The organism is Kribbella pittospori (assembly GCF_004331465.1).
Lineage (GTDB): Bacteria > Actinomycetota > Actinomycetes > Propionibacteriales > Kribbellaceae > Kribbella > Kribbella pittospori.
Genome location: NZ_SJKB01000002.1, coordinates 38,700 through 61,806, shown reverse-complemented (window position 1 = coordinate 61,806; position 23,107 = coordinate 38,700). Strand labels below are relative to the sequence as shown.

Genomic DNA, 23,107 nt, shown 5'->3' with positions numbered 1-23,107 from the left:
GGTGACTGTTCCTTACACGCTCACTCGGGTCGGCGTCCTGATGACGGCCGATCCGGGCAACGAGCTGGAGGCCGAGGGCGTCCTGAACCCCGCCACCGGCCATACACCGGACGGGCAGCTGTACCTGCTGCCGCGACTGGTTGCTACGGGCAACGTGTCCCGCGTCGGCCTGGCCAAGGTCGAGGTCAAGGACGGAGTGCCTGTCGGTGTCGAGCGCGAGGGTGTCGTGCTCGCGCCGGACGAGGGCTGGGAGCGCGGGCTGAACAACGCCGGCGTCGAGGACCCGCGGGTGACGTTCGTCCCGTCGCTGGGTCTGCACGTGATGACGTACGTCGCCTATGGTCCGCTCGGCCCGAAGCCGGCGCTGGCGGTGTCGTCGGATCTGCGTGAGTGGCGGCGGCTCGGTCCGCTGCACTTCGAGTACCAGCCGGATCTGGACACGGATCTGAACCTGTTCCCGAACAAGGACACGGTGTTCTTCCCCGAACCCGTGGCCGGCCCGGACGGCGAACCGTCGTACGCGATGTTGCATCGGCCGATGTGGGACCTGGGCTGGTTCCGCGAGGGCGAGGGCGTGCACCTGCCGGCCGGGGTGACCGACGACCGGCCGGGGATCTGGGTGTCGTTCGTGCCCGTGTCGGCCGTTCAGGAGGACGTCCGGAATCTCGTCCACCTGCGTCAGCACCGGCTGCTGGCGATGTCGGAGTACCCGTTCGAGGAGCTCAAGATCGGCGCCGGGCCGGCGCCGCTGCGGGTGCCCGAGGGCTGGTTGGTGATCCACCACGGCGTCACCGGTGAGCAGCCGGAGGGCTTCGACCCGACGACGCAGAAGGTCTGCTACGCCGCCGGTGCGCTGCTGCTCGACCCGAACGACGTGACCAAGGTGATCGCCCGGACCGAGGAACCGATCCTGGTTCCGGAGACCGAGGAGGAGAAGGTCGGAACGGTCGGGAACGTGGTGTTCCCGACCGCCATCGAGGAGGTGGACGGGGTGCGGTACGTCTTCTACGGGATGGCCGACGCGGCCATCGGGGTCGCCCGGCTGGATCGGCTGCCATGAACCCGACCCGCCGAACCGTCCTCGGCGGAGCGCTCGCTCTGACCGCCGCTTCCACCGTCACGCTGCCGGCTGTTGCTTCCAGCAACAAGCTGAGCAACCTCGCGCACCTCGACTTCCTCCGTACGTCGGTCACCCCGCCTGCTCAAGTTGGCCACACGACCTACGGCTCGGGGCCGCTGGGAGTGCTGTGGACCTATGCGGACCGCCAGTCCGACGGCTCGTACAAGCGCATCGGTGGCGGCACGTACGACGCCGCCACCAACACCTACGGGCAGGGCGCGTACAACACGGACGACATCGCCCGGGCCACAGTCGTCTACCTACGGCACTACCAGCAGTTCGGTGACGCCGCCTCCCGGAACGCCGCCCGCGACCTCCTCCGGGGCCTGACCTACCTCCAGTCCACGAACGGGAACGTCGTTCTGTGGATGCAGCCGGACGGCACGCTGAACCCCAGCGCCGACCCGGTCGAGCTCCCCGACCCCTCCGACTCCGGCCCGTCGTACTGGCTGGCACGGACGGTGTGGGCGCTAGGGGAGGGGTACGCCGTCTTCCGCCGACTGGACCGCGGCTTCGCCGACTTCCTGAAGGACCGGCTCGAGTTGGCGATCGCCGCGCTGGAGCGGCAGGTGCTGGTGCGCTACGGCCAGTGGAACATCGTCGACGGTCGTCGTCTCCCCGCCTGGCTGATCGTGAACGGCGCTGACGCGACGTCCGAGGCGGTTCTCGGGTTGTCGGCGTACGTCCGGGCCGGCGGGTCGGCGCGGGCACGTCATGCGCTGATGCAGTTCGCCGAAGGTGTTGCTGCGATGAGCGCTGGGTCGACGACGAAGTGGCCGTTCCGCGCACTGATGCCGTGGGGCGAGTCGATCTCCGACTGGCACGCGTGGGGTGCACAGATGCCCTCCGCACTCGCGGCTGCGTCGTCGGTGCTCGACTCGAGCCGTCTGCTCGACCCGGCGATCGGCGACACCGCCGGGTTCACGCCGCTGCTGCTCACTGCCGGCGGTCCCGACAACGGCTGGCTCCCTGCGCCGATCGACCGTACGCAGATCGCGTACGGCGTCGACGCCCGGCTGCAAGGCCTGCTGGCGGTCGGCCTCCCCGGCCTCCGGCAGGTCGCCTCCTTCGTCGCAGCCTGGTACTTCGGCGCCAACCGCGCCGGCACCCCGATGTACGACGCGACCACCGGCCGCACGTACGACGGCGTGTCCGGCGACGGCGTGGTCAACTTCAACTCGGGCGCCGAGTCCAGCATCCACGGCCAGCTGTCGATGCTCGCCCTGGACGCCTCACCGGCCGTCGCTCACCTCGCACAGCAGTTGGGCAGCGCAACCCCGGCGTACGACGGACTGAGAGTTGTCGAAGGCGAAGCCGCCACCGGTGGAGAGAAGGTCACCCCGCCGTCCGCCTGGACCGGTGAATCCCAATGGAGCAACGGCTCCTACCTCTCACTGACCGCAGGTACGTCGGCGCAGTGGACCCTGCCTTCGTCGCCTCAGGCACGCCTGGTGCTCCCGATCGTGAACCTCGTCGACACCCCAGACGCGGGTCACACCACCTGGACCAGTGGTTCCCGGCGGCTCGGCACCATCGACCACGGAGCGGGTGGCCCACAAGGCATCTCCGCCGCCCCGGGTGCCCTGCTCCCGATCACGTTGGCCACGCCACTCCCGCCGAACGCGACCCAACTCGCCGCCTCGGCCACGGGACCGGCCCAGGTGGACGCACTCCTCCTCATCCCCAGCATCAGCATGCTCCGGCTGGGGACCGCCACATTGCTGACCAGCGTCGACTCGCACCCCCGCAAGGTCAGCGCGACCGGCCGAATCGCCTACTCGTATACGTCGACGGGCAAGCTGCACTCGCAGGGCAAGCCGTCGCAGGTCTCGGTGCAGCCCGGCGGCTTCACCGTCGTCCTCGGGTAAGCGCCTCGGCACACCAGGCTGCGACGAAGGCGAGAGCCTGACCGCGCTGGTGGTAGAGGTGCCGGCTGTCGGCCTGCTGGTGGTAGGCGTTGTGGGACTCCGCGGAAGCGCGGCCCAGCAGGCCGGGGAGGAACCAGGCGTACTTGACGCCTGAGGCCATCACGGCGAGGCGGACCTGGTCGGGGTCCCCTCGCCAGCCGGCCTCGTGCAAGCCGTCGAGGTAGTTGCCGATGCAGGTCTCGGCCAGTTCGCCCATCCGCTCGGCCGGCCAGAACAGGTCGAAGACCGCGTCCGGGATGTGGTTGCCGATGTCCTCGCCGAGGGCGCCGTCGCCGGTGAACGCCCAGTCCAGCAAGGCGATCTCGCCGGTCGGCCGCTGGATCACGTTGCAAACCCACAGGTCGAGGTGACAGCGCGCCCGCGGCAAACTCGCGACCAGATTGAGCAGGTCGTCGCGGTGGGCGAGCAGGTGCAGCCACGCCGACCGCAGCCCGGGCGGCGATGTCTCGGCGATCAATGGCTGCTGCCAGGCCGCGTCGTCGTCGGCCAAGTGCCACGGCACGTCGCGGCTGGTCGAGTAGTCGCGCAGAAATCCGGTCGAGGTCCACGGTTGTGTGGTGGCGGGTCGCGCCTGCCAGCGCCCGCAGGCCCGTGCCAGCGCGGCATGCTCGGCCAGGCTGAACTGGGTCCCCGGCGTGCCGCCGATGTCCTCGAGCATCAGTACGGCGTGGTCGTCGTGCTCGGCGAGCTGCGCGGCCGGCAGCACCAGGCCGGCGTCGGCGACCTGCTTGCGGAGTTCGTCGTCGGCGTACACCTCGAGTTCGCGGCGCCAGTAGTTCCAGTGCCGCGGATCGGTGGAAGCGGCCCAGGGGCCGCTCGACAGGACCGGTTTCCGCAGCTGCTTGCGGATCGCGGTGCTGCCGTCGGGATAGGTGAGGCGCTCGACCGTCGCCGTCACCGCGTTCAAGGGGTTGTGCCGCAATGTCGTCGTTCTGACGTCGGCGTCAGCGGTCATGAACAGCAATGCTGACACGCCATCCGGCTCAGCGCAGCAGGATGACCACAGTGAGATCAGCGCCTTGGGATCAGCGCAGCAGGAGAGTTCCCGGTGGGAGGCCGGTCAGTGCCTTCACGTCGCGGCTGAGGTGAGCCTGGTCGGCGTACCCGTGCAGGGCCGCGACGTCGGCGAGGGCGGCACCGGTGCGGGCGTGGTCGAGGGCGACGTTCATGCGCAGGACCCGGTCGAGCATCTTCGGCCCGTAGCCGAACGCGTTCAGGCAGCGTCTGTGCAGTTGACGCTCGCTCAGACCGACGCTGCTCGCGAGGCTGATCACACCGGCTTCACCGCGCAGCATCCCGGCGCGGATGCTCCGCAGTACGTGCCTGATCAGTCGGTCCTGCGGCTCCTCCGCCAGACTCGCGACGGCTTGGTCCAGCGCCAGTGCGGGCACGGGCGCCGAACGCACCTGGTCCAGCAGGCGGCGGCTTCGCGCAGGCGACCACAGTTCGCGCAGCGGGACCCGCTCGTTCAACAGTTCCTTTGCGGGTACGCCGAAGAAGTCCGGCGCGGCTCCGGGCGAGAACCGGATCCCGGCGTACCTCGTCCCGGCGTCCGCGATCCCGGTGTACGCGCGGCTGTCCGGCCCGGACACGACCAGGTCGTCATGCATGAACAACAGGTCCATACAGCCGTCGGGGAGAATCCGGTACTCGCCACCCGCTGCCGTCCGGGTCCACAATGCAGCCCCGGGCAGCAGCGCAGGACGCTCCCGGTACGGCTCACCAACCTGACTCACCCCACCAGTCTGCAACGCCCCGCCGACAGTTTCAGTCGGGCGTGTCCCAGTTGGTATCCGCAACTACCCGCAGCCGGAGTCCTGGCCCGCTCGGGCGTCACGCAGAGGTACGACGTCCAGGACGTGCCCGCCCGTCGGGACATACTTGACCAGGGCAACGTTCTCGCGCAGACGCTCCTCGCGCAGGGCCGTGCCGGTACGGCGATCGATGACGGTGCGCCAGATCTCGTTGCGGCGGAAGTAGTCCGCGCCGACCCGCAGGAAGCGCTCGCCGCGAGCGAACACCCGGTATGACGCATCGGTCGGTGCGTCAGCGAGGATGTCGCCTTCGAGGTAGCGCTCGCCGACCCCCACGCGCAGCTGGAACGTCCGGTCGGTGTCGTTGCGGAACTGCAGATCCACGTAGTTGTAAACGATGCTGCACCCCACGCCCCACGGCAGCACCCGGCCGTTGTCCGGGAACGGGTCGAAGCTGTGCGTCGACCGCTGCGTGACCGTCAGCGGGGAGTGCAGCACCATCCAGTGCAGCAGGTTCGCGAGCTGGCAGATGCCGCCACCGATGCCGGGCCGCGCCTGCCCGTTCGACAACCGCATGCCCCGCACGTAGCCCTTGCGGCGCGTCGCGTTCCCCACCAGCTTGTTGAACGAGAACGTCTCACCCGGCCGGATCAGCAGCCCGTCCACCTGAGCACAGGCGAGCCTCAGGTTCGTCACCTTGTTGTGCTGCATCCACATCTCGGTCTCGCCGAGCTCTCGCAGCAGCAGCGACTTGTGCCGCTTCACCCGCACCGGCAGGTCGTCCACCTGCCGCGTCTGCGCGTACGGCGTCCTGGATCGCAGCCACTCGATCCGCCGCAGCACCCGGTGGTAGCGCACCGCCACCGGGTACAGCACCGGGATCCGCTCGGCCCATCGTTGCCGCCGCAGCGCGGGCAGCACCCGCGCCCGCTCGGCATCGCTGAGCTGCGCCAACCCGATCCGCCACGGCACACCCGGAGTCACCCCAGTGGACTCCGGGTCTGCCGAGTGAGCCTGTGAAGGAAGAGAATCCAGCGTCCTGCTGAGAGTCGTGTCAGACATTCGTTCCCCCGAACGACGAAGACCGATCGCTCGACCGATCCGGTTAACGTACGCCGTGCCTGCGGCAGCCACGTGACGGCAGCAGCACGATCCGATTGCGCTCCGTGAGACGTTCGTAGTTCCACGAGAGTTCGCCTGACCGCTCAGTCAGCCGAGCTCGAGCGCCGTACAGACCCACCGGTTGCGGCGGACCTCCATCCGCAACGCGATGGCGCGCGACCGGTCGCCGTGCCGCACGTGAGCCGCGACCTCCGCCACCCGATGGGCCGGCGTACACACCCGGATCGACCGGATCACACTGCGCTCGTGTGCACCGCGTCCCGTGGCCGTGGTGGTCAAGCCCAGTAGCCGCACCCGGCGGTTCAGCTCCGCGAACACTTCCTCGTCCGCGAACCGCACCAGCTGCGAGATCGGCCGATCGCCGGCGATCACCTCCGACATCGCCTGCACCAACCGGGACGCCCACGCCACCGCATCCGGCATCCCTGGCCGGACCGTGGGCCGCTGGTGCTCAGGGTTCGGTACGGCCCGCAGCCGCCGCACGTTCGAGTGCGTTTCGGCGATGGAGTCCGGCCGGCTGACCGTTGACAGGTTGTTCATGTCAGTTCTCCTGGGAGGTGGGCGGCGTGTGAAGGACCTGGCCGGGGTGGATGAGGTCGGGGTCGGAGCCGATCAGCCGGCGGTTCGCGCCGTACCAATCCGGCCAGCGCCCTGCGATCTCCGCGTCCGTCGCGCTGGCACCGAGTTCGTCGGCAGCGATGCGCCAGAGCGACTCCCCGGGCCGGACGACTCGCACCGGCCGTCCTGAGCGGACCGTCGTGTAGCGCGTGGGCGCCCCAGCGGTAGGGCGGTCCGGTACGCCGACTCGCGCCGGCGACTGGGCCTCGGGCTGGACGGTGGAGCGAGGCTCCACCTGAGTCCATGGGCGCGCCGTCCCCTCGACGGGGTCGGCGTGAGCGGTGGTGAGCGTGAGCGGAGTGACCGCAGCAACGCCCAGCGCAGACCGCAGGAGGGTGCGGGCGGTCCTCGAGGTGATCCGGCCGGCGATCGCGGACGCGGCGGCTCCGGCGACGCCAGGGAGTTGCTCGAGGACCGTCGCGAGCATCGCGAGCACGAGCCACCCGTACGCGACCCACGCGACCGTGCCGACCGCGAGGACCGCCATCGAGTCGAGATCGCGGCTGCTCGCCGCGCCGATCGAGCCCGCGGTCGCCCAGCGCAGACCGAGGCCGACCCCGGCCAGCGCCGTCAGCGTGAACGCGCCCTTCACTCCCCGTGTCATCGGTTCCCTCGTGATCCATGAGTTTGCTTGAGTTTGCTTTGGTTGCACCACTATAGATCCCGGATCATGGCAGTTGGCAAGTGCTGCGGTAGGTTCGGGGGATGCGATGGGACGCGTTGTTCCAGGACCTGGAGTCGCAGTTCGAGGCGCTGCAGGAGGGAGACCTGTACGGCGAGGTCGCGGACCGGATCCGGACCGAGGTCGGCAAGATCACCGTGCTCGACCGCCTCCGCGGCGCCGTGGACACCGTCGTACGGGTCGAGGTGACCGACGCCGAGCCCGTGCAGGGGATGCTCACGCGAGTGGGGAAGGACTGCCTGCTGATCGAGGCGGAGCGGGCCGAGGAGTGGCTGATCCCGGTCGGCGCGCTGGTCGCCGTGCATCGGCTCGGACCGTGGGCGGAGCCGGCAGTCGGGGCGGTGGCGGGGAAGCTGGGCCTGGCCCACCTGCTGCGCGGGATCGCGCGGGACCGCTCACCGGTCACGTTGTTCTGCGGGGGCGTCCCGGTCACCGGGACGATCGATCGGGTCGGTGCGGACTTCGTGGAGATCGCCGAGCATCCGCTCGACGCACCGCGGCGGCGGAGCGAGGTCTACAACGTCAGGCTGGTCCCGACCGCCGCCCTGTGCGCGCTGCGGCGCCGCTGACTCAGTGCAGGTCCTCTGCCTGCTCGGCTTCCTCGCCGAACGGGTGGGCGTCGATGAACTCCCGGGTCTCGGTGTACAGCCGCTCGATGTACTTCTCCAGCTCGGTCGCCTCGACCCGCCACTGGCCGCGGCCGCCGATCTTGACCGCCGGGATGTCGCCGCGACGCACCAGCGCGTAGACCTGGTTCGCGGAGATGTTGAGCACCTCGGCGACGTCGGCGAGCTGGAGGAAACGCGGACCCGGCATCCGTCCTACTCCTTCACATCGTGGCTGGTTCCGTCAGTTTGCCATGGTTGGCACCCGGATGGCCGGGTTTGTCCCCAGCCTGTGACTGCCTGTGGATGACCGTGCACGGTGCGCCGCTGGACACGGCAGAATGTCCGCGCAGACGGATCGAGTGACTGGGGAGCCCGACGTGGTCGACACAGCAGTGCGGAGTGGGTTCGGAGCGCCGTCCGCGCCCGCCCAGCGCAACCGACGGGCGCGCTGGAAGGACGGCCGACTGCTCCTGGGTGTTCTGCTCGTCGCTGTCACCGGTTTGGCCGGCGCGAAGCTGCTCTCGTCCGCTGACGACACCACGACGATCTGGGCCGCCAAACATGACCTCCCGGCCGGGACCAAGCTGACCGGCGACGACCTCACCACCGTGCGGGTGCGCTTCACCAGCAGCGACGACGCCAACAAGTACGTCGCCGCCGACGCTGATCTCAAGGGTTTGGTGATCGCGCGGCCTGTCGACGCAGGGGAGTTTGTTCCGCGCGAAGCCGCCGTACCGGAGGCTGAGAGCAATCGCACCGAGCTTCCACTGTCGGTTGCGACCGGGAAGCTGCCGTCGGATGCTGCGGCTGGTGACCAGGTCGACATCTGGGTCATCCCGAAGGCTCAGGACCAAGCGGCCAAGCTGATGTGGAGCGACGTTCGCGTGCTGCAGGTCGATGCGGTGAAGGGGGTCGCTGGTGGCTCGGCCCGCCGGCAGGTTCTGGTCGGCCTTGATCAGGACGATCTGCGGCGACTCCCGGCGGCTCTGACCGCGATGAGCTCGGGTGAGCCGGTGCTGGTCAGGCGGGGCAGCTGATGTCGGTTCCAGTGCTGCTCGCGGTGACCGGAGCACCGTGGGAGGCAGACGTCGTGCGCCGGGCCGAGCGCGCACCAGGCCTCCGCGTCGTACGGCGCTGCGTCGACATCGCGGATGTGATGGCTGCGGCTGCAAGCGGGCAGGCGCGAGCGGTTCTGCTGGCGAATGATCTGCCGCGGCTCACGTCCGATGCTGTGGCGGCGCTACACGCCCGTCGGATCGCCGTCGTCGCGCTGGTGGACCCGTCGGAGAACGGCGAACCGTTCGGTACGGAGGACCGCCTCAGCCGGATGGGCATCGAGCGGATCCTGCCGGCCGACGTCAGCCCAGAAGACCTCGGCCGGGCCGTCACCGGTGCCGTGGACGCCGGACCGCCCATCACGGCTTCGCACTTCTCGGGCGGGTTCGTGCCGGTGACGCCGGAGACGGCCGGCAACCCACCACCGGAGTACAGCAACGGCAGTGGCCGGATGATCGCGGTCTGGGGCCCGACCGGCGCTCCCGGACGAACGACGGTCGCAGTGGGACTGGCCAGCGAGCTCGCAGCAAAGGGCGTACCAACGCTGCTGGCCGACGCCGATGTGTACGGCGGGACCGTCGCGCAGCAGCTCGGGATGCTGGACGAGACGGCGGGCCTGGCGGCGGCCGCACGATCAGCGGCGAGCGGCGCTCTGGACATGCCGATGCTGGCGAAGCACGCGCGGCAGGTGGAGCCACGATTGCTGGTGCTGACCGGGCTCAGCCGGGCGGACCGGTGGACGGAGCTACGGCCGGCGGCGGTCGAATCGATCTGGTCGACCGCGCGGATGCTCGCGCCGTGCACTGTGGTCGACGTCGGGTTCTGCATCGAGAGCGACGAGGAGATCTCCTTCGACTCGCTGGCGCCGCGGCGCAACGGCGCGACCCTGGCGACGTTGGAGGAGGCCGACGAGGTGATCGTCGTCGGTGCGGCCGACCCGGTCGGACTGACCCGGCTGATCCGCGCGATCCACGAGCTCCGGGCGGTGGTGCCGTCGGCGGACGTCAGGGTCGTGGTCAACCGTATCCGCTCCGGTTCGCTCGGCAGTTCCCCGGCCGACGCGGTCACCGAGGCCCTCGACCGGTACGCCGGGGTCCCGGTCACCGCGCTGCTCCCGAACGACCAGAACGCCGTCGACGCGGCGATGGCCGCGGGCCGCACCCTGGCCGAGGCGGCCCGGTCCAGCAAGCTCCGCAAAGCACTCCAGCAGCTCGCCGCCGTCGTCGCCGAGGGCTTCCCGAGCCGGGCCCATCAGGACTCCGGACTCAGGGTCGGGTAGGTGGCGATCCGGGGGAAAACCCCACCGACACCGGTGCGGGGATGTGTCAGGGTGAGCAGGTAGGTGTCACACCCTGAGGGGGAAGCATGTCCCAGGTCCAAGGCCGGCCGACGAGCACGATGAGTCCCGAGCGGCGGTACGGGATCGCCATCTCCGTCGCGCTGATCCTGGGCGGGGTCTACTGGGCTCTGACCGGGCTCACCGAGGACACCAAGACGAGCCAGACGAGCTACCCCGTGCAGGGCGACTCGCTGCTGGTCGAGGCCAAGTCGGCGAGCGTCGAGGTCCGCGCCGGTGACGTCTCCGACGTGCGGGTCGAGCGGCAGTTCGAGCGGAACGTGCTGGGTTCCGACCCGAAGGAGCAGTACGACGACGGCAAGCTCGAGCTGCGCGACACCGGCTGTGGGCCCCTGTCGTTCGGCTGCGAGACGCACTACACCCTGACCGTGCCGAAGGAGCTCAAGGTGACGCTGGAGAGCTCCAGCGGTGATCTCACGGTCTCCGGGCTGGAGGGCGGGGCGAACCTCAAGACCAGCTCCGGCGACATCGAGGTGCACGACGTCGGCGGATCGCTCTGGCTCGAGTCCAGCTCGGGTGACCAGGAGGCGGACGGCCTGACCGCGACGTCGGTGACGACGAAGAGCAGCTCCGGCGACGCCGACCTGGAGTTCGCCACGGCGCCGCAGTCGGTGGACTCGGAGGCGAGCTCGGGTGACGTGACGATCCGCGTCCCCAACGACGCCGAGGCGTACAAGGTGGACACCGAGACCTCGTCAGGCGACGAGTCCGCCACCGTCACGGTCGCCCCGACCGCCACCCGCACCATCGACGCCAAGACCTCCTCCGGCGACGTCACGGTCGAGTACGCCCACTGACCTGACGACACGTGTACGGCGAGTGACCGGCAGGACCGGCAGCGTGAGGCCGCCCATGTGCTGAGTAGGCTTGCGCGCATGTCGGACGGGAAGGTCGAGCTGCGCGGGCTACTGGTGGATTGGGGTGGGGTGCTGACCTCCGGACTGGAGGAGGCGCTGCGCCGGTGGGCCGAGCTCGACGGGTTCGACTTCGATTCCTACCTGCAGGCGGTGCTGGCCTGGCTGCCCGCCGAGAACCCGGCCGACGCCACGGCCGAGGCCGAGCTGAACCCGGTCCACGCGCTGGAGCGCGGACAGATCGCCGTACCGGACTTCGAGCGCAAGCTCGCCTCGATCCTGCTGCGCCGCGACGGTACGCCGGTGCCCGCGGAAGGGTTGATCGAGCGGATGTTCGCGCACTTCGAGCACCAGCCGGCGATGTCCGCACTGGTCCGCCGGGCCCGGTCGCACGGAATCCGCACCGCATTGCTGTCGAACTCCTGGGGCAACACCTACCCGCGGGACACCTGGGACGGGATGTTCGACGACATCGTCATCTCCGGTGAGGTGGGGATGCGCAAACCCGACCCGGAGATCTTCCTGCTCGCCGCCCGCCGGCTCGACCTGAAGCCGGAGGAGTGCGTGTTCGTGGACGACCTGGAGCTCAACGTCAAGGGCGCCCGCGCGCTCGGCATGACCGGCATCCTGCACACCTCGTACGACGAGACCCGCCGCGCCCTGGAATCCCTGTTCGGAGCCGACCTGACGTGACCGTGACGACCACCACCTCCTCTCCCCGCCCGCTCGCACTGCGCCGGATCCTGATCGTGATCGCGGTCTGCGCGGCCCTGGTCGCGCTCGGCGCGTGGATCGCCGGTCTGTTCGACGGCATGATCGACCTCCGGGTGTACCGGATGGGCGGTTCGGTGCTGCTGCACGGCGACGCCCTGTACGACGCGCAGCTGGCCGGGTCCGGGCTGCCGTTCACCTACCCGCCGTTCGCCGCGATCGCGATGGTCCCGCTGGCCGCCGTGCCATGGGGCGTCGCGCTGGTCGTCTGGACCACCATCTCGGTGCTGTGCATCACCTTGATCTGGCGGACCAGCCTGACCAAGACGTTCTGGTCGTTCTTCACCCAGCGCAAGCGGACCGCAGTGCTGGCCGCGCTGACGGTGCTGTCGCTGCTGCTCGAACCGGTCTGGCAGACCTTGCAGTTCGGCCAGATCAACCTGTTGCTGACGGCAATGATCCTGCTGGACCTGGTCCGGCCGGCCGACGCCCGGCTGCGCGGCTTCTGGCTCGGTGTGACGATCGGCGTGAAGCTGACGCCGCTGCCGTTCCTGGCGCTGCTGATCGTCACCAAGCAGTGGCGCGCGTTGCGCAACGCCGTGTTCGGCCTGCTGGCCACCATGGCGATCGGGTTCGCGATCGTGCCGCACCAGTCCTGGCGGTACTGGACCGACGTCATCCTGGACGCGAACCGGGTCGGCGGTCTGGCCTACACCGGAAACCAGTCGTTCAACGGCTTCCTGCACCGGCTCGGCAACGACGCGAGCTGGGTGCAGCCGACGTGGTTCGTGCTCTCTGCCGTGTTCGGTCTGCTGGTGCTCTGGCTGTCCCGGCGCTACTGGCTGGCCGACGAGCGGGTCACCGCGATCTCCGTGATGGCGCTGGCCGTGCTGTACGCGTCACCGGTCTCGTGGAGTCACCACTGGGTCTGGATCATCCCGCTCGGCGTGAGCCTGATCCGCGGCGTGAACCGGGTCTGGGGTCTCAACCCCGCGGTGGTCACCGGCGTGCTCTGGTACGGCCTGTTCGTACTGCGGTCGATCTGGTGGGTGCCCTACCGCGACGACCGCGAGCTCAACTGGACCTTCTGGCAGTCGATCCCGGGCAACTCCCACCTGATCCTCGGCATGCTCGCCTTCATCCTGCTCGCCGTCACCAGCCGTTCGCTCACGCGTCAGGACGAGAACAAGAGCAGCAAGCCACCCGCGGTGTAGCCGACCATCACGACCAGCAGCGGGATCTGACCGGCCAGAGCCTTGTTCCGGGGGAACAGAGCGACGGCGCGGTCATGCGCCGAGACGACACCCAGCAGGTGGCCGCCCACCACCGCCAGCACCTGCATGACGGCGATTGCGGTGCTGTGGTTGGTGATGCCGGTGTTCACCGCGAGCAGCCCGGTGCCGAACACGTTGGCGCCGTTGCTGAGCGGGTCACTCAGGTAGATCAGCGTCCGCTGCCCCTCGAGGATGAACAGCGTCAGGTAGTGCGCAATGACGTATCCGAGGGCGATCGGTATGACGGAGTGCGCGAACAGACGTGGCAGTGACGTCCGGGAGCTGTCCGAGAGGCGCCCGGCCAGCAGAGTGGCACCGGAGTACGTCACCAGCACGAACAGGATGAACACGATCAGCGCACAGGTGCCGAGCACGGTCATCGACACGTCCTGGTCCTGCGCCCAGCCGATCCACGCCGACGAGTTCGAGAACCCGTCGTACGCCGTGGAGCCGAGCAGCGCGGAGACCATGCCGACGAGGCCGGGCAGCGGCTTGAGGCCGTCCAGGTTCTCCAGCGGCCGGCGGACCACCAGTGCACCGTCAGTACGACGGCCCCACGGTGACAACCGGGACATCAGAGTCGCATAGACCTCGAACGGGTCGGCGGTCGAGAACCACCGGTCGCCGAACAGGATCGCTCCGAACATCGTGATCACGACGTACAGCGCCATCCACGCCTGCAGGACCGGGATGGTGGCCCGGTCCGGTGCGACCAGCTCGAGCCAGGTGAAGGCGAAGATCCCCAGCGTGGCCGGCCAGAGTCCGAGCCGCGGCGAGAGCTCCAGCAGGCCCTTCGAAGGCGGCTGCCGCAATGCCTTGCAGAGCAGGAGGTGGAGCGTCCGCAGCGGGTTCAGCGTCCGCCAGACCGGGCCGAACACGATCGAGATCGGCACCAGGCCGACCCAGACCAGGATGTAGATGAACCCGAAGATCGGGTTGGTCAGCCGGTCCACGCCGAACACGAGCGACGTCATCGCGTAGAGGAAGGTCGCCAGCCCGACCACCCGGACCAGCCAGCGGAACCAGCTGGCGTCGACCGTCCGGGTGATTGCGGCAGGCAACGGCTTCCCGGAGGCATTACCGCGGTACTTCGGGCTGCGCCAGGCCAGCGCGAGCACGACGAACGAGACGGCGACCGCGACCGCGGCCCCACCGACCGCGAGGCCGAACGGGATCGGTAGGTCCTGCCGGCCACCGATCCCGTGCAGCGGGAGCAGAAGTGTGATCACGAGACGACGAGTTTGGCGACCAGCTTGCCGCTCTTGTGCGTCTCGATCTCGAAGGTGCCCTTCATGTTCGCGGTGAACTTGACCGAGGCGGGCTTGCCGGGCGTCAGCTCCAGCTCCTTGTCGTAGCCGTGGATGTGCAGCTCTTCGTCGGCGTCGCTGACCGCGGTCACCAGCACGCTCTGGCCGGCCTTCGCCTTGACGGTCGCGCCGCTCGGGTTCACCTTGCCGTTGGCAACGGTGACGTTGATGGTCACGTCGGCCTGCTCGCCGGACGGGTCCGCGGTGTTCGACGGGCTGGAGGAGTTCGGCTTGCCCGGCGTCGCGGTCATCGTCGGCAGGTCGCTCGGCGTACTGGCCGGGGTGCTCGGCGGGCTGCTCGGACTCGCGCCGCTGTCGGAGTCACCGCTGCCGCAGCCGGCCAGGACCAGCAGGCCGAGGGTGGGGAGAAGAGCGGCGGCGGTACCGCGAGTGAGCGTCGAACGCATGGGTCGAGGGGCCTTTCAAGGGGTCTCTTCGGTTTCTCAGGACGCGGGACACGCCCTCTTGCCTGACGAACACGGATAGCTCAGTGTTCCCAGAAACAGCTCTTCGGCCAGTGTCGCAGCCCACTGTCGGACCTGGCCGCTAGGGTGACGAGACAAGCTTCGACTGCGAGAGGAAGGTGATCGGATGCCGGATCGGCTGACGTCGCTGGACCTCACCTTCCTCAAGGCCGAGTCGCCGGCCACCCCGATGCACGTCGGGACGGTCGACATCTTCGAGCCGCCGGTGCACTCCGGTGACGGGTTCGACTACGAGAGCCTGGTCGCGCTGATCCGGGACCGGATCGCGTTCGTGCCGCGGTACCGGCAGCGGGTGCAGCAGGTGCCCGGCCGGTTCGCCGGCCCGGTCTGGGTGGACGACGAAGAGTTCGACATCACCTTCCATGTACGGCGCTCCGCACTGCCCCGGCCCGGGACCCACGCGCAGCTGCTGGAGCTGGTCGCCCGGATCATGTCCCGGCGGCTGGACCGGGCCCGCCCGCTCTGGGAGATGTACCTGGTCGAGGGCCTGCAGGGTGACCGGTTCGCGATCATCGCCAAGTCCCACCAGGCCCTTGTCGACGGCAACAGTACGGTCGACATCGGCCAGGTCGTGCTGGACGCGACCGCGCATCCGCGGGAGACGCCGACCGACACCTGGCAGCCGGACCACCCGCCGTCCGCGCTGGAGCTGCTGGCCGGCGTGTTCGCCGACGCCACCCGCCACCCGACCGCGGTGCTCGAGCTGGCCCGTGCCGAGATGGCCAGCCTGACCGGCTCCACCTCGGTCCGCGAGGTGCTCGGCGATGTGGTCGGCTCACTGGCAGCGCAGCGGCACGCGCAGGAGAGCTCACTGCACGTGAAGACATCAGGTCAGCGCCGGTTCACCACCGTGCAGACAGACCTGGAGGACTACCGGACCGTCCGGGCGATGCACGGCGGCACGGTCAACGACGTGGTCCTCGCGGTCGTGGCGGGTGCGTTCCGGGCCTGGATGATGACGCGGGGTGAGGGCGTCGGGCCGACCCGCAACGTGCGCGCGGTGGTCCCGGTGAGCATCCGCGACGACGAGGACGACGAGCCGACCTCGCTCGGCTCCCGGGTGATCGCCTCGACGGTGAACCTGCCGGTCGGCGAGAACTCCCCGGTCATGCGGCTGCACCAGATCTCGTACCAGACCAAGGTGCACAAGGACACCGGCCGCGCGGTCAGTGCCCGGTCGCTCGTCGGCATCGCCGGGTTCGCCCCGACCACGCTGCACGCGCTGGCCGCCCGGGTCGCCACCACGACGGTTCGGCCGATCGACGACGTGGTCATCACCAACGTGCCCGGACCGCAGTTCCCGCTGTACGCCAAGGGTGCGCCGATGCTCGCGTCGTACCCGGTGGTGCCGTTGATGCCCGGTCAGGGGCTGTCCGTCGGCGTCACGTCGTACGACGGGAAGGTCTCCTTCGGGCTGAACGCGGACCGCACCGCGATGCCCGACCTCGCTGTTTTCGCCCAATGTGTGACGGATGCGCTGGACGAGCTGCTCGACACCACCAAGGGCAGCCACAACCGGGCCTCCCGGGGCCGGAAGAAACCCCGCGGCACTCCCAAGAAGGCGGGTACATGAGGGTCTACATCCCATCCGCACTGCGATTGCTGGGCGTCGCCTGCACAGTCGGCGAGCTCGGCCCGGCGCCGCTGACCGCGTACGCCGTCACACCGGCGCTGCGGGAGTGGTACGCCGAGGGCGACGACGAGGAGCTCGAGTACGCCGCGATGGCGCAGGCTGCTCGAGCCTCGGTCGGACTGCTCGCGGCCGATCCGGACACGGCCCGGCGCCGTGTTGTGGTGGCCGCCGAGGTGAGCGCCATACCGCCGGCCGATGGTTCGGTCGAGCTGGGGGACGCCCGGCTGGAGTTGCACGTGGTGATCCCGTGGACGTCGGTCGCGGCCGTGCACCTGGACGCTGCGGGCGCGGGTCCCGTGGTCGGGAAGGCCGCCGACCTGTGGGACGCCGCCCAGAACGGTGACGACGACGCACTTTTCGCCCTCGATTCGTGCGAGGGTGAAGATCTGCTGTGGTATGCGACACAGGAGGTCCCCGATCTGCTCGTCGCGGAGAGATCCCGCGGCGGCGTGACGGGCCCGAGCTGACAGGGAGCTGATGGCGATGCAGGCGATCTGGAAGGGTGCCATCTCGTTCGGGATGGTGACGATCCCCATCAAGGTGTTCTCGGCGACCGAGGAGAAGGACATCTCGTTCCGCCAGGTCCACGTCGCCGACGGGGGGCGGATCAAGTACAAGCGGGTCTGTTCGATCGACGGCGAGGAAGTGCCGTACTCCGACATCGGCAAGGGCTACGAGATGGCCGACGGGCGGATGGTGGTGCTCGAGCCGGACGACTTCGCCGACCTGCCGCTGTCCAGCAAGAAGGTCATCGACGTCCTCGAGTTCGTGCCCTCGGACCAGGTCGACCCGCTGTACCTGGGCAAGTCCTACTACCTGCAGGCCGACGGCGGGCCGGGCGCCAAGCCGTACGTGCTGCTCCGGGACGCGCTCGAGGGCTCCGAGCTCTACGCGCTGGTCAAGGTGGCGCTGCGGTCGCGGGAGAGCCTGGGTCTCCTGCGGACGGTCGACGACATCATGGTGCTGCAGGTGATGCTGTGGCCGGACGAGGTCCGCGACGCGTCGTTCGCCGCTCCGCCCGAGGACGTGGAGATCCGCTCCCAGGAGAAGGCGATGGCGTCGTCGTACATCGACACGCTGCGCGGCGAGTTCGACCCGGACCAGTACCACGACGAGTACCGGTCGGCGCTGGAGAAGGTGGTCGAGGCGAAGGCCGCGGGCGTGCCGCTGCCGGAGACCGAGGAAGAGGAGACCGAGGGGGCCGAGGTCGTCGACCTCGTCGCCGCCCTGCGTGCCTCCGTCGAGGCCGCCAAGGCCCGGCGCGCGGGCGGATCCGGAGACGCTGAGCCGGCCAAGAAGGCTCCCGCGAAGAAGGCCGCCGCTGCCAAGAAGGCACCGGCCAAGAAGGCGGCCGCGGCCAAGAAGGCGCCGGCGAAGAAGACCGCCAAGAAGACTGCGAAGAAGTCCGCATGACGGAGCAGCCTGGGATCCCGGACTCGACGACCGGGGTCCCGGCGCCGCCGCCGACGCAGACCGAGATCCCGAAGGACGCCTCGGAGATCCCGGACGATCCCAATGCGCCGTTGGTGAAGCCGGGTTCGTTCCTGCTGGAGCTCATCCCGGTGCCGGTGACCGACATCGACCGGGCGAAGCGGTTCTACTCCGAGCAGGCCGGGTTCCACATCGACGTCGACGTGTCACCCGCGGACGGCGTACGCATCGTGCAGCTGACCCCGCCCGGGTCGTTCTGCTCGATCAGCCTCCTGCAGGGGTTGCCGATGATCGATATGGAGCCGGGCAGCCTGCGTGGTCTCCACCTGGTCGTGAAGGACATCGAGGCCGCTCGCCAGGAGTTGATCGGGCGCGGCGTCGAAGTCGGCGAGACCGAAGATCTCGGCGGCGTCTTCTACGCCTGGTTCAAGGATCCCGACGGCAACACCTGGACCCTCCAGCACATGCCCTGGCGGCCCTAGCTCAGTCCCGCGACGAACTTCAGCAGCCGTGCAGTGAACTCCTCAGGGAACTCGGCCGGCAGACCGTGCCCGCCGAGCAGCGCCAGCACCGGCAACTGGATGCTGCGCACCGCGTCATCGTTCCCGTACGTCGGCATCGGCAGCTTCATCCGGTCACACCAGTGAACCTACCGCCCCAGCGGCCGGCGCCGGGGAATCACCTTCCGGTGGCTGATCCGCCAGCCGCTCGCCGTGCGAACGACGACGTCCTTGTACGTGAGGCTCGCGCAGCTGCCGTCGGCCATGATCCCGATGGCCTTCGAGAGGCCTGCCACTTCATCCGGGCCCACGTCGGTCAGCACGACGTTGGTGATGTGATGACCGACCGGGTTGCCGTCGCCGAGAGCCAGCCCTGCCTCCCACAGCGCCGTGGTCCCGACGATCACCCCGCCACCGATGTCCGACACGTCGTACCTGACGTCCGGGGTGAACAGCCGATCCGGCGGCTCGCCCGCGTCGACCAGGTGGCCGTGCATCGAGATCAGGTCCGTGATCGCGATCCGGTCGTCGAGATTCATCCGACACTCCTAACTGGGGAGATCCCCGGTTTCGATCCGTCGGCTAGTCTAACCAGGGATGTCCCCACTTAAGCCACTGCGTGCAGATGCCCAGCGGAACCGCGACCAACTCGTCGCGGTCGCGCAGGCTGTCTTCGTCGAGCTCGGCACCCACGCGCCCCTCGACGAGATCGCTCGGCGGGCCCGGATCGGCAACGCGACGCTGTACCGCCACTTCCCGACCCGCGACGACCTGATCGTCGCCGTGTACGCCGAGGAGGTCGCCGAACTGTGTGCGGTCGACGACGGTGTCGACGTGTTCGACTGGCTGGCGCGGTTCGTGCGGCACGTGGCCGAGAAGGGGGATCTGGCGCGCAGCCTGGAGCCGTCGGCGCGGCGGTCGGAGCTTCACGAGGAGTGGCATGCGGCGATGGTCGAGACGGTTGGCCGGCTGGTCGGGCAAGCCCAGCGAGAGGGGCGACTGCGGGCTGACGTGGACCCGGTCGACCTGCTGGTCATGGCTGCTGGAATGGCGACGGCGGAGCCTGCTCGAGTGAAACGTATGCTACAAATGTTGCGGCGCGGGGCGGGTGCCTCCTCACCTGACCAGTAGAGCTCCTGGTCAGGTCTGTGGTCAGGTTCGTTTCAGGTGGTCGGTCGTGGCACCATGCTCGTATCACCAGCGAGCGCGCCGCCCACCCGCACGGCGTACCCGCACGATCCACACCACCAGATCGAGGAGCCCGCAGTATGGATGCCGTCACCGTCGTTCCGACGCCCGCCAACGAGACAGTGTTGGGGTATGCCCCCGGATCGGCCGAGCGCGCGAGCCTGGAGGCGAAGCTCAAGGAGTTCACCTCGGCGGGCGCGATCGACCTGACCTGCACCATCGGCGGTGAGCAGCGGCTCGGTGGCGGCGCGTCGATCCAGGTGGTCCAGCCGCACCGGCACGCGCACGTGCTCGGCACCCTGGGCAACGCGACCGAGTCCGATGGCCGGGCGGCCGTGGTCGCGGCACTCGCGGCAGCCCCGTCCTGGCGGTCGCTGTCGTTCGACGACCGCGCCGCGATCTTCCTGAAGGCGGCCGACCTGCTGTCCGGTCCGTGGCGCGACACCCTGAACGCGGCCACCATGCTCGGCCAGTCGAAGACGGTGCAGCAGGCCGAGATCGACGCGGCTTGTGAGCTGATCGACTTCCTCCGGTTCAACGTGGCGTTCGCGCGCCAGATCGTCAGCGACCAGCCGATCTCGTCGCCGGGGGTGTGGAACCGGGTCGACTACCGGCCGCTCGAGGGCTTCGTCTACGCGATCACGCCGTTCAACTTCACCGCGATCGCCGGCAACCTGCCGACCGCGCCGGCGCTGATGGGCAACACCGTGGTCTGGAAGCCGTCGCCGACGCAGCAGTTCGCGGCGCACTGGACGATGCGGCTGTTGGAGGCCGCAGGGCTGCCGGCCGGGGTGATCAACCTGGTTACCGGTGACGGCCTCGAGGTGAGCAAGGTTGCGCTGACCCACCCGGACCTGGCCGGCATCCACTTCACCGGCTCGACCAAGACGTTCCAGTCCCTGTGGGGCACGGTCGGCGCGAACATCGCGTCGTACAAGACCTATCCGCGGCTGGTCGGCGAGACCGGCGGCAAGGACTTCATCCTGGCGCACCCGTCGGCGGACCCGGCGGTGTTGAAGACCGCGATGGTGCGCGGCGCGTTCGAGTACCAGGGCCAGAAGTGCTCGGCCGCTTCGCGGGCGTACGTCGCCCGGTCGGTGTGGGACCGGATCCGCGACGACCTGGTCGCCGAGACCGAGTCGCTGACCATGGGTGACGTCACCGACCTGTCGAACTTCATCGGCGCGGTGATCGACGACCGGGCCTTCGCCAAGCACAAGGCGGCGCTGGACCGGGCCGCGGCGACCGACTCGATCGAGGTCGTTGCCGGTGGCACCTATGACGACAGCGAGGGGTACTTCGTCCGGCCGACGTTGCTGGTGTCGGCCGACCCGACCGACGAGATCTTCACCACCGAGTACTTCGGCCCGATCCTCGGCGTGCACGTGTACGACGACGCCGACTACGACAGCGTGCTGCGGGGGATGGAGCACTCCGCGCCGTACGGGCTGACCGGTGCCGTGATCGCGCAGGACCGGCACGCGGTCGCCGAGGCCGCGGAGTACCTGCGGTTCGCGGCCGGGAACTTCTACGTGAACGACAAGCCGACCGGTGCTGTGGTCGGGCAGCAGCCGTTCGGTGGTGCTCGCGCGTCCGGGACGAACGACAAGGCCGGCTCGATGTGGAACCTGATCCGCTGGGCCAGCCCGCGCTCGATGAAGGAGACCTTCGCCCCGCCGACCGACTACCGCTACCCCCACCAGGGGTAAGGGAAGGAAAGCAAAAGCAGTAGTGGGTGGGGCCGCACCAGGGGTGAGGGAAGGAAAGCAAAAGCAGTAGTGGGTGGGGCCGCACCAGGGGTGAGGGAAGGAAAGCAAAAGCAGTAGCGGGTGGGGCCGCACCAGGGGTCAGGGAAGGCAAAGGCGTGCCCGCTACCGGGATGTCCGCCTGGGTTAGGTGATGAGGCCTCGGCGGACGGTGATGTAGAAGGTGGTCAGGTCGTCGATCAGGGTCTCGATCTGGCGCTGGTTCTTGAGGTTCGCGTCCAGCAGCCAGTCCGAGATCAGGTCGAACAACCCGCCGACGAGGCCGATCGCAACGCTGTGACGAACCGCCCGCTGGTCGGAGGCATCCCGGCCGGTGGGCGGTCCGTCGTACCGGTCCCAGAGCTGCTCGAGGAAGCCGGCCGCCCAGCGCCGGTTCGCCCGCCGTTGCCGCTCGGCCACCTCGGAGATCCCGGACGCCATCCCGAAGGTGACCTTGGTGACGCGCGGGTCGTCGACGAGTTCGTGCACGAAGCTGGCGAGCAGCCGCGGCGCCTCCTGCCGCTCGTTGCCGGCCGCCTGCGCGGCGACGGCGACCATCCGCTCCTGCAGCCGTTCCGAGGTCCGCCGCAGCAGGGCGACGTAGCACTCCTCCCGGCTGGAGAACAGCTCGTAGAAGCTCTTCGTCCCGATGAATGCTGTACTGCAGATCTGCTCGATGGACGTACCGAGATAGCCGTTGGTGGCGAACAGATTGAGCGCCGTATCCAGCAGCTGCTCACGCCGTTCGGCCCGCCGTTGCCCGGCGTCCAATCCCCGTATGGTGCGACTCATGCGCTGGACGTTACCCGTCGTACCGAATCCGTAACCGAGGGAACATCTTCCGAACACGAGCCCTTGTCCGTCACCACATTCCACCGGTCAGGCGCTGCGGTGGTACTCCTGCAAGGGTGGATCGATCAGCAACGCGGATCCGCACTTCACGCAGATCCACTCGTCGGGCTCCTCGACCAGATGATCGGGTGCCTCGATCCGCTCGAACGGCATCACCGTGGCGCAGAAGACGCAGAACTGCGATTCCTCGCCCGGCTCCGTGCGCTGACCCTTCTGACGAAAGACTGGCTTCCGCATGACTGGCTCACCTCCGAAGAGCACCCCGCGCTCCTCAGATTGCCACCGCGGGGGAGCCGGCCCGGGTAGCGACACACGAGTCCCCGGGACGGACGTCGTACGACGCCCGCCGCCGGGGACCGGTGAAATGTCTCAGTTGGTGCCGTTGTGCCACTCGCGGCCGAGTTCGTGCTCCTTCTGCAGGCCGGACCGGATCGCGTCCACCACGAACGGCTCCATCTTCTTGCCGATCAGCGGTACGGCGACCTTCACGTCCAGGTCGATCGCCTGCACGGCCTGACCGCCGCCGCCGGTGATGCTCGCGGTGCCCTTGAGCGTGACCGGGGTGTTGACGATCTCGCCGGAGACGTCGGCGTCGCGGGACCCGTCCGGCTTGGCCGCGTGCCAGGTCTCGGTCTGGACCAGGGTCAGCGTCTCACCGACGAACTTCTTGGCGAAGTCCGGTACGCCGTCCGACGGCATCTCCCGGCGGACCTTGACGACCGTGTCACTCCCGGACTTGGTCACCTCGACGTTGTACGACAGCGCCTTGGTCTTCTGGCAGGCCTGCTCGCGGAAGGTGGCGTCCGTGACGATCGCGAACACTTCCTCGGGGGTGGCGTCGTACGACGCCGACAGCTTCAGCTCCATGCCGCACATCATGGC

Annotated in this window: 27 protein-coding genes; 14 read left to right on the top strand and 13 right to left on the bottom strand. The window is 69.1% G+C overall.

The window, feature by feature from the left end; translation table 11 throughout:
* The first annotated feature begins 1 nt into the window (after position 1).
* Both E0H73_RS06800 and E0H73_RS06795 read left to right on the top strand, forming a co-directional pair.
* Positions 2–1,060 carry a glycoside hydrolase family 130 protein gene (locus E0H73_RS06800; RefSeq protein WP_238163864.1) on the top strand — a complete coding sequence of 353 codons (1,059 nt, stop codon included), beginning with the start codon at positions 2–4 and terminating at the stop codon, positions 1,058–1,060.
* The gene (locus E0H73_RS06795) at positions 1,057–2,988 is read left to right on the top strand and encodes a hypothetical protein (protein WP_131352635.1); all 1,932 of its coding nucleotides are present in this window, start codon (positions 1,057–1,059) and stop codon (positions 2,986–2,988) included. Before E0H73_RS06800 ends, E0H73_RS06795 begins: the two co-directional genes overlap by 4 nt.
* On the opposite strand, the gene E0H73_RS06790 is transcribed toward E0H73_RS06795, so the two are convergent.
* The 5 genes from E0H73_RS06790 to E0H73_RS06770 all read right to left on the bottom strand — a co-directional run bounded on the left by E0H73_RS06790 (position 2,969) and on the right by E0H73_RS06770 (position 7,146).
* Positions 2,969–4,003: an aminoglycoside phosphotransferase/kinase family protein gene (locus E0H73_RS06790; protein ID WP_131352634.1), complete on the bottom strand. Its 1,035-nt coding sequence runs from the start codon at positions 4,001–4,003 to the stop codon at positions 2,969–2,971. The genes E0H73_RS06795 and E0H73_RS06790 overlap by 20 nt on opposite strands.
* 70 nt (positions 4,004–4,073) lie before the next feature.
* Complete coding sequence (locus tag E0H73_RS06785) at positions 4,074–4,784, bottom strand: helix-turn-helix domain-containing protein (RefSeq protein ID WP_238163863.1); 711 nt, start codon at positions 4,782–4,784, stop codon at positions 4,074–4,076.
* A 63-nt stretch (positions 4,785–4,847) separates the two neighbouring features.
* A complete protein-coding gene (locus E0H73_RS06780; RefSeq protein ID WP_238163862.1) occupies positions 4,848–5,786 on the bottom strand; it encodes a VanW family protein in 939 nt (312 codons plus the stop codon).
* 225 nt (positions 5,787–6,011) lie between these two features.
* The gene (locus E0H73_RS06775; RefSeq protein ID WP_131352632.1) at positions 6,012–6,464 is read right to left on the bottom strand and encodes an Rv3235 family protein; all 453 of its coding nucleotides are present in this window, start codon (positions 6,462–6,464) and stop codon (positions 6,012–6,014) included.
* A 1-nt stretch (position 6,465) separates the two neighbouring features.
* Positions 6,466–7,146 carry a LysM peptidoglycan-binding domain-containing protein gene (locus E0H73_RS06770; protein WP_131352631.1) on the bottom strand — a complete coding sequence of 227 codons (681 nt, stop codon included), beginning with the start codon at positions 7,144–7,146 and terminating at the stop codon, positions 6,466–6,468.
* 101 nt (positions 7,147–7,247) lie between these two features.
* On the opposite strand from E0H73_RS06770, the gene E0H73_RS06765 reads away from it, so the two are divergent.
* Positions 7,248–7,793: a hypothetical protein gene (locus tag E0H73_RS06765; RefSeq protein WP_131352630.1), complete on the top strand. Its 546-nt coding sequence runs from the start codon at positions 7,248–7,250 to the stop codon at positions 7,791–7,793.
* Position 7,794: 1 nt separating this feature from the next.
* Here the strand turns inward: E0H73_RS06765 and E0H73_RS06760 are convergent, their stop codons facing one another.
* Positions 7,795–8,040, bottom strand: coding sequence for a helix-turn-helix domain-containing protein (locus E0H73_RS06760; RefSeq protein ID WP_131352629.1), 246 nt, complete (start codon positions 8,038–8,040; stop codon positions 7,795–7,797).
* 169 nt (positions 8,041–8,209) lie between these two features.
* Here E0H73_RS06760 and E0H73_RS06755 point away from each other — a divergent pair, with 169 nt between their 5' ends.
* The 5 genes from E0H73_RS06755 to E0H73_RS06735 all read left to right on the top strand — a co-directional run bounded on the left by E0H73_RS06755 (position 8,210) and on the right by E0H73_RS06735 (position 13,024).
* Complete coding sequence (locus tag E0H73_RS06755) at positions 8,210–8,869, top strand: SAF domain-containing protein (RefSeq protein ID WP_131352628.1); 660 nt, start codon at positions 8,210–8,212, stop codon at positions 8,867–8,869.
* The gene (locus tag E0H73_RS06750; protein WP_131352627.1) at positions 8,869–10,167 is read left to right on the top strand and encodes a CpaE/TadZ family protein; all 1,299 of its coding nucleotides are present in this window, start codon (positions 8,869–8,871) and stop codon (positions 10,165–10,167) included. The genes E0H73_RS06755 and E0H73_RS06750 overlap by 1 nt, the downstream gene beginning before the upstream one ends.
* Positions 10,168–10,253: 86 nt before the next feature.
* Positions 10,254–11,042, top strand: a complete 789-nt coding sequence (locus E0H73_RS06745) for a DUF4097 family beta strand repeat-containing protein (RefSeq protein ID WP_131352626.1) — start codon at positions 10,254–10,256, stop codon at positions 11,040–11,042.
* Positions 11,043–11,120: 78 nt separating this feature from the next.
* Complete coding sequence (locus E0H73_RS06740) at positions 11,121–11,792, top strand: HAD family hydrolase (protein WP_131352625.1); 672 nt, start codon at positions 11,121–11,123, stop codon at positions 11,790–11,792.
* The gene (locus E0H73_RS06735) at positions 11,789–13,024 is read left to right on the top strand and encodes a glycosyltransferase 87 family protein (RefSeq protein WP_131352624.1); all 1,236 of its coding nucleotides are present in this window, start codon (positions 11,789–11,791) and stop codon (positions 13,022–13,024) included. The genes E0H73_RS06740 and E0H73_RS06735 overlap by 4 nt, the downstream gene beginning before the upstream one ends.
* Here E0H73_RS06735 and E0H73_RS06730 read toward each other — a convergent pair.
* Both E0H73_RS06730 and E0H73_RS06725 read right to left on the bottom strand, forming a co-directional pair.
* A complete protein-coding gene (locus E0H73_RS06730; RefSeq protein ID WP_131352623.1) occupies positions 12,985–14,313 on the bottom strand; it encodes a hypothetical protein in 1,329 nt (442 codons plus the stop codon). The genes E0H73_RS06735 and E0H73_RS06730 overlap by 40 nt on opposite strands.
* A complete protein-coding gene (locus E0H73_RS06725; RefSeq protein ID WP_131352622.1) occupies positions 14,310–14,798 on the bottom strand; it encodes a cupredoxin domain-containing protein in 489 nt (162 codons plus the stop codon). Before E0H73_RS06725 ends, E0H73_RS06730 begins: the two co-directional genes overlap by 4 nt.
* A gap of 184 nt (positions 14,799–14,982) precedes the next feature.
* On the opposite strand from E0H73_RS06725, the gene E0H73_RS06720 reads away from it, so the two are divergent.
* From E0H73_RS06720 to E0H73_RS06705, 4 genes are read left to right on the top strand one after another with little or no spacing between them, the layout of a single operon-like run.
* The gene (locus tag E0H73_RS06720; RefSeq protein WP_131352621.1) at positions 14,983–16,449 is read left to right on the top strand and encodes a WS/DGAT/MGAT family O-acyltransferase; all 1,467 of its coding nucleotides are present in this window, start codon (positions 14,983–14,985) and stop codon (positions 16,447–16,449) included.
* Positions 16,446–16,976 (top strand): DUF6912 family protein, encoded by a 531-nt coding sequence (locus E0H73_RS06715; protein ID WP_131352620.1) that lies wholly within the window; start codon positions 16,446–16,448, stop codon positions 16,974–16,976. Before E0H73_RS06720 ends, E0H73_RS06715 begins: the two co-directional genes overlap by 4 nt.
* 16 nt (positions 16,977–16,992) lie before the next feature.
* Entirely contained in the window at positions 16,993–17,922 is a 930-nt protein-coding gene (gene ku, locus E0H73_RS06710; RefSeq protein ID WP_131353266.1) for a non-homologous end joining protein Ku, read from the top strand.
* Positions 17,919–18,422 (top strand): VOC family protein, encoded by a 504-nt coding sequence (locus tag E0H73_RS06705; RefSeq protein WP_131352619.1) that lies wholly within the window; start codon positions 17,919–17,921, stop codon positions 18,420–18,422. Before ku ends, E0H73_RS06705 begins: the two co-directional genes overlap by 4 nt.
* On the opposite strand, the gene E0H73_RS45765 is transcribed toward E0H73_RS06705, so the two are convergent.
* Both E0H73_RS45765 and E0H73_RS06700 read right to left on the bottom strand, forming a co-directional pair.
* Entirely contained in the window at positions 18,419–18,571 is a 153-nt protein-coding gene (locus E0H73_RS45765) for a hypothetical protein (protein WP_165555522.1), read from the bottom strand. The two genes, E0H73_RS06705 and E0H73_RS45765, sit on opposite strands and share 4 nt — an antisense overlap.
* 18 nt (positions 18,572–18,589) lie before the next feature.
* Positions 18,590–18,979 carry a nuclear transport factor 2 family protein gene (locus E0H73_RS06700; RefSeq protein ID WP_131352618.1) on the bottom strand — a complete coding sequence of 130 codons (390 nt, stop codon included), beginning with the start codon at positions 18,977–18,979 and terminating at the stop codon, positions 18,590–18,592.
* Positions 18,980–19,037: 58 nt separating this feature from the next.
* Between E0H73_RS06700 and E0H73_RS06695 the strand changes: the two genes are divergently transcribed.
* Positions 19,038–19,571 (top strand): TetR/AcrR family transcriptional regulator, encoded by a 534-nt coding sequence (locus E0H73_RS06695; RefSeq protein WP_131352617.1) that lies wholly within the window; start codon positions 19,038–19,040, stop codon positions 19,569–19,571.
* Positions 19,572–19,708: 137 nt separating this feature from the next.
* Positions 19,709–21,337, top strand: a complete 1,629-nt coding sequence (pruA, locus tag E0H73_RS06690; protein ID WP_131352616.1) for an L-glutamate gamma-semialdehyde dehydrogenase — start codon at positions 19,709–19,711, stop codon at positions 21,335–21,337.
* A gap of 183 nt (positions 21,338–21,520) precedes the next feature.
* Here the strand turns inward: pruA and E0H73_RS06685 are convergent, their stop codons facing one another.
* The 3 genes from E0H73_RS06685 to E0H73_RS06675 form a co-directional block, all read right to left on the bottom strand.
* Entirely contained in the window at positions 21,521–22,165 is a 645-nt protein-coding gene (locus E0H73_RS06685; protein WP_131352615.1) for a TetR/AcrR family transcriptional regulator, read from the bottom strand.
* 87 nt (positions 22,166–22,252) lie between these two features.
* Positions 22,253–22,462, bottom strand: a complete 210-nt coding sequence (locus E0H73_RS06680; RefSeq protein WP_131352614.1) for a hypothetical protein — start codon at positions 22,460–22,462, stop codon at positions 22,253–22,255.
* A 132-nt stretch (positions 22,463–22,594) separates the two neighbouring features.
* Positions 22,595–23,092: a DUF2505 domain-containing protein gene (locus tag E0H73_RS06675; protein ID WP_131352613.1), complete on the bottom strand. Its 498-nt coding sequence runs from the start codon at positions 23,090–23,092 to the stop codon at positions 22,595–22,597.
* Between the last annotated feature and the right edge of the window lie 15 nt (positions 23,093–23,107).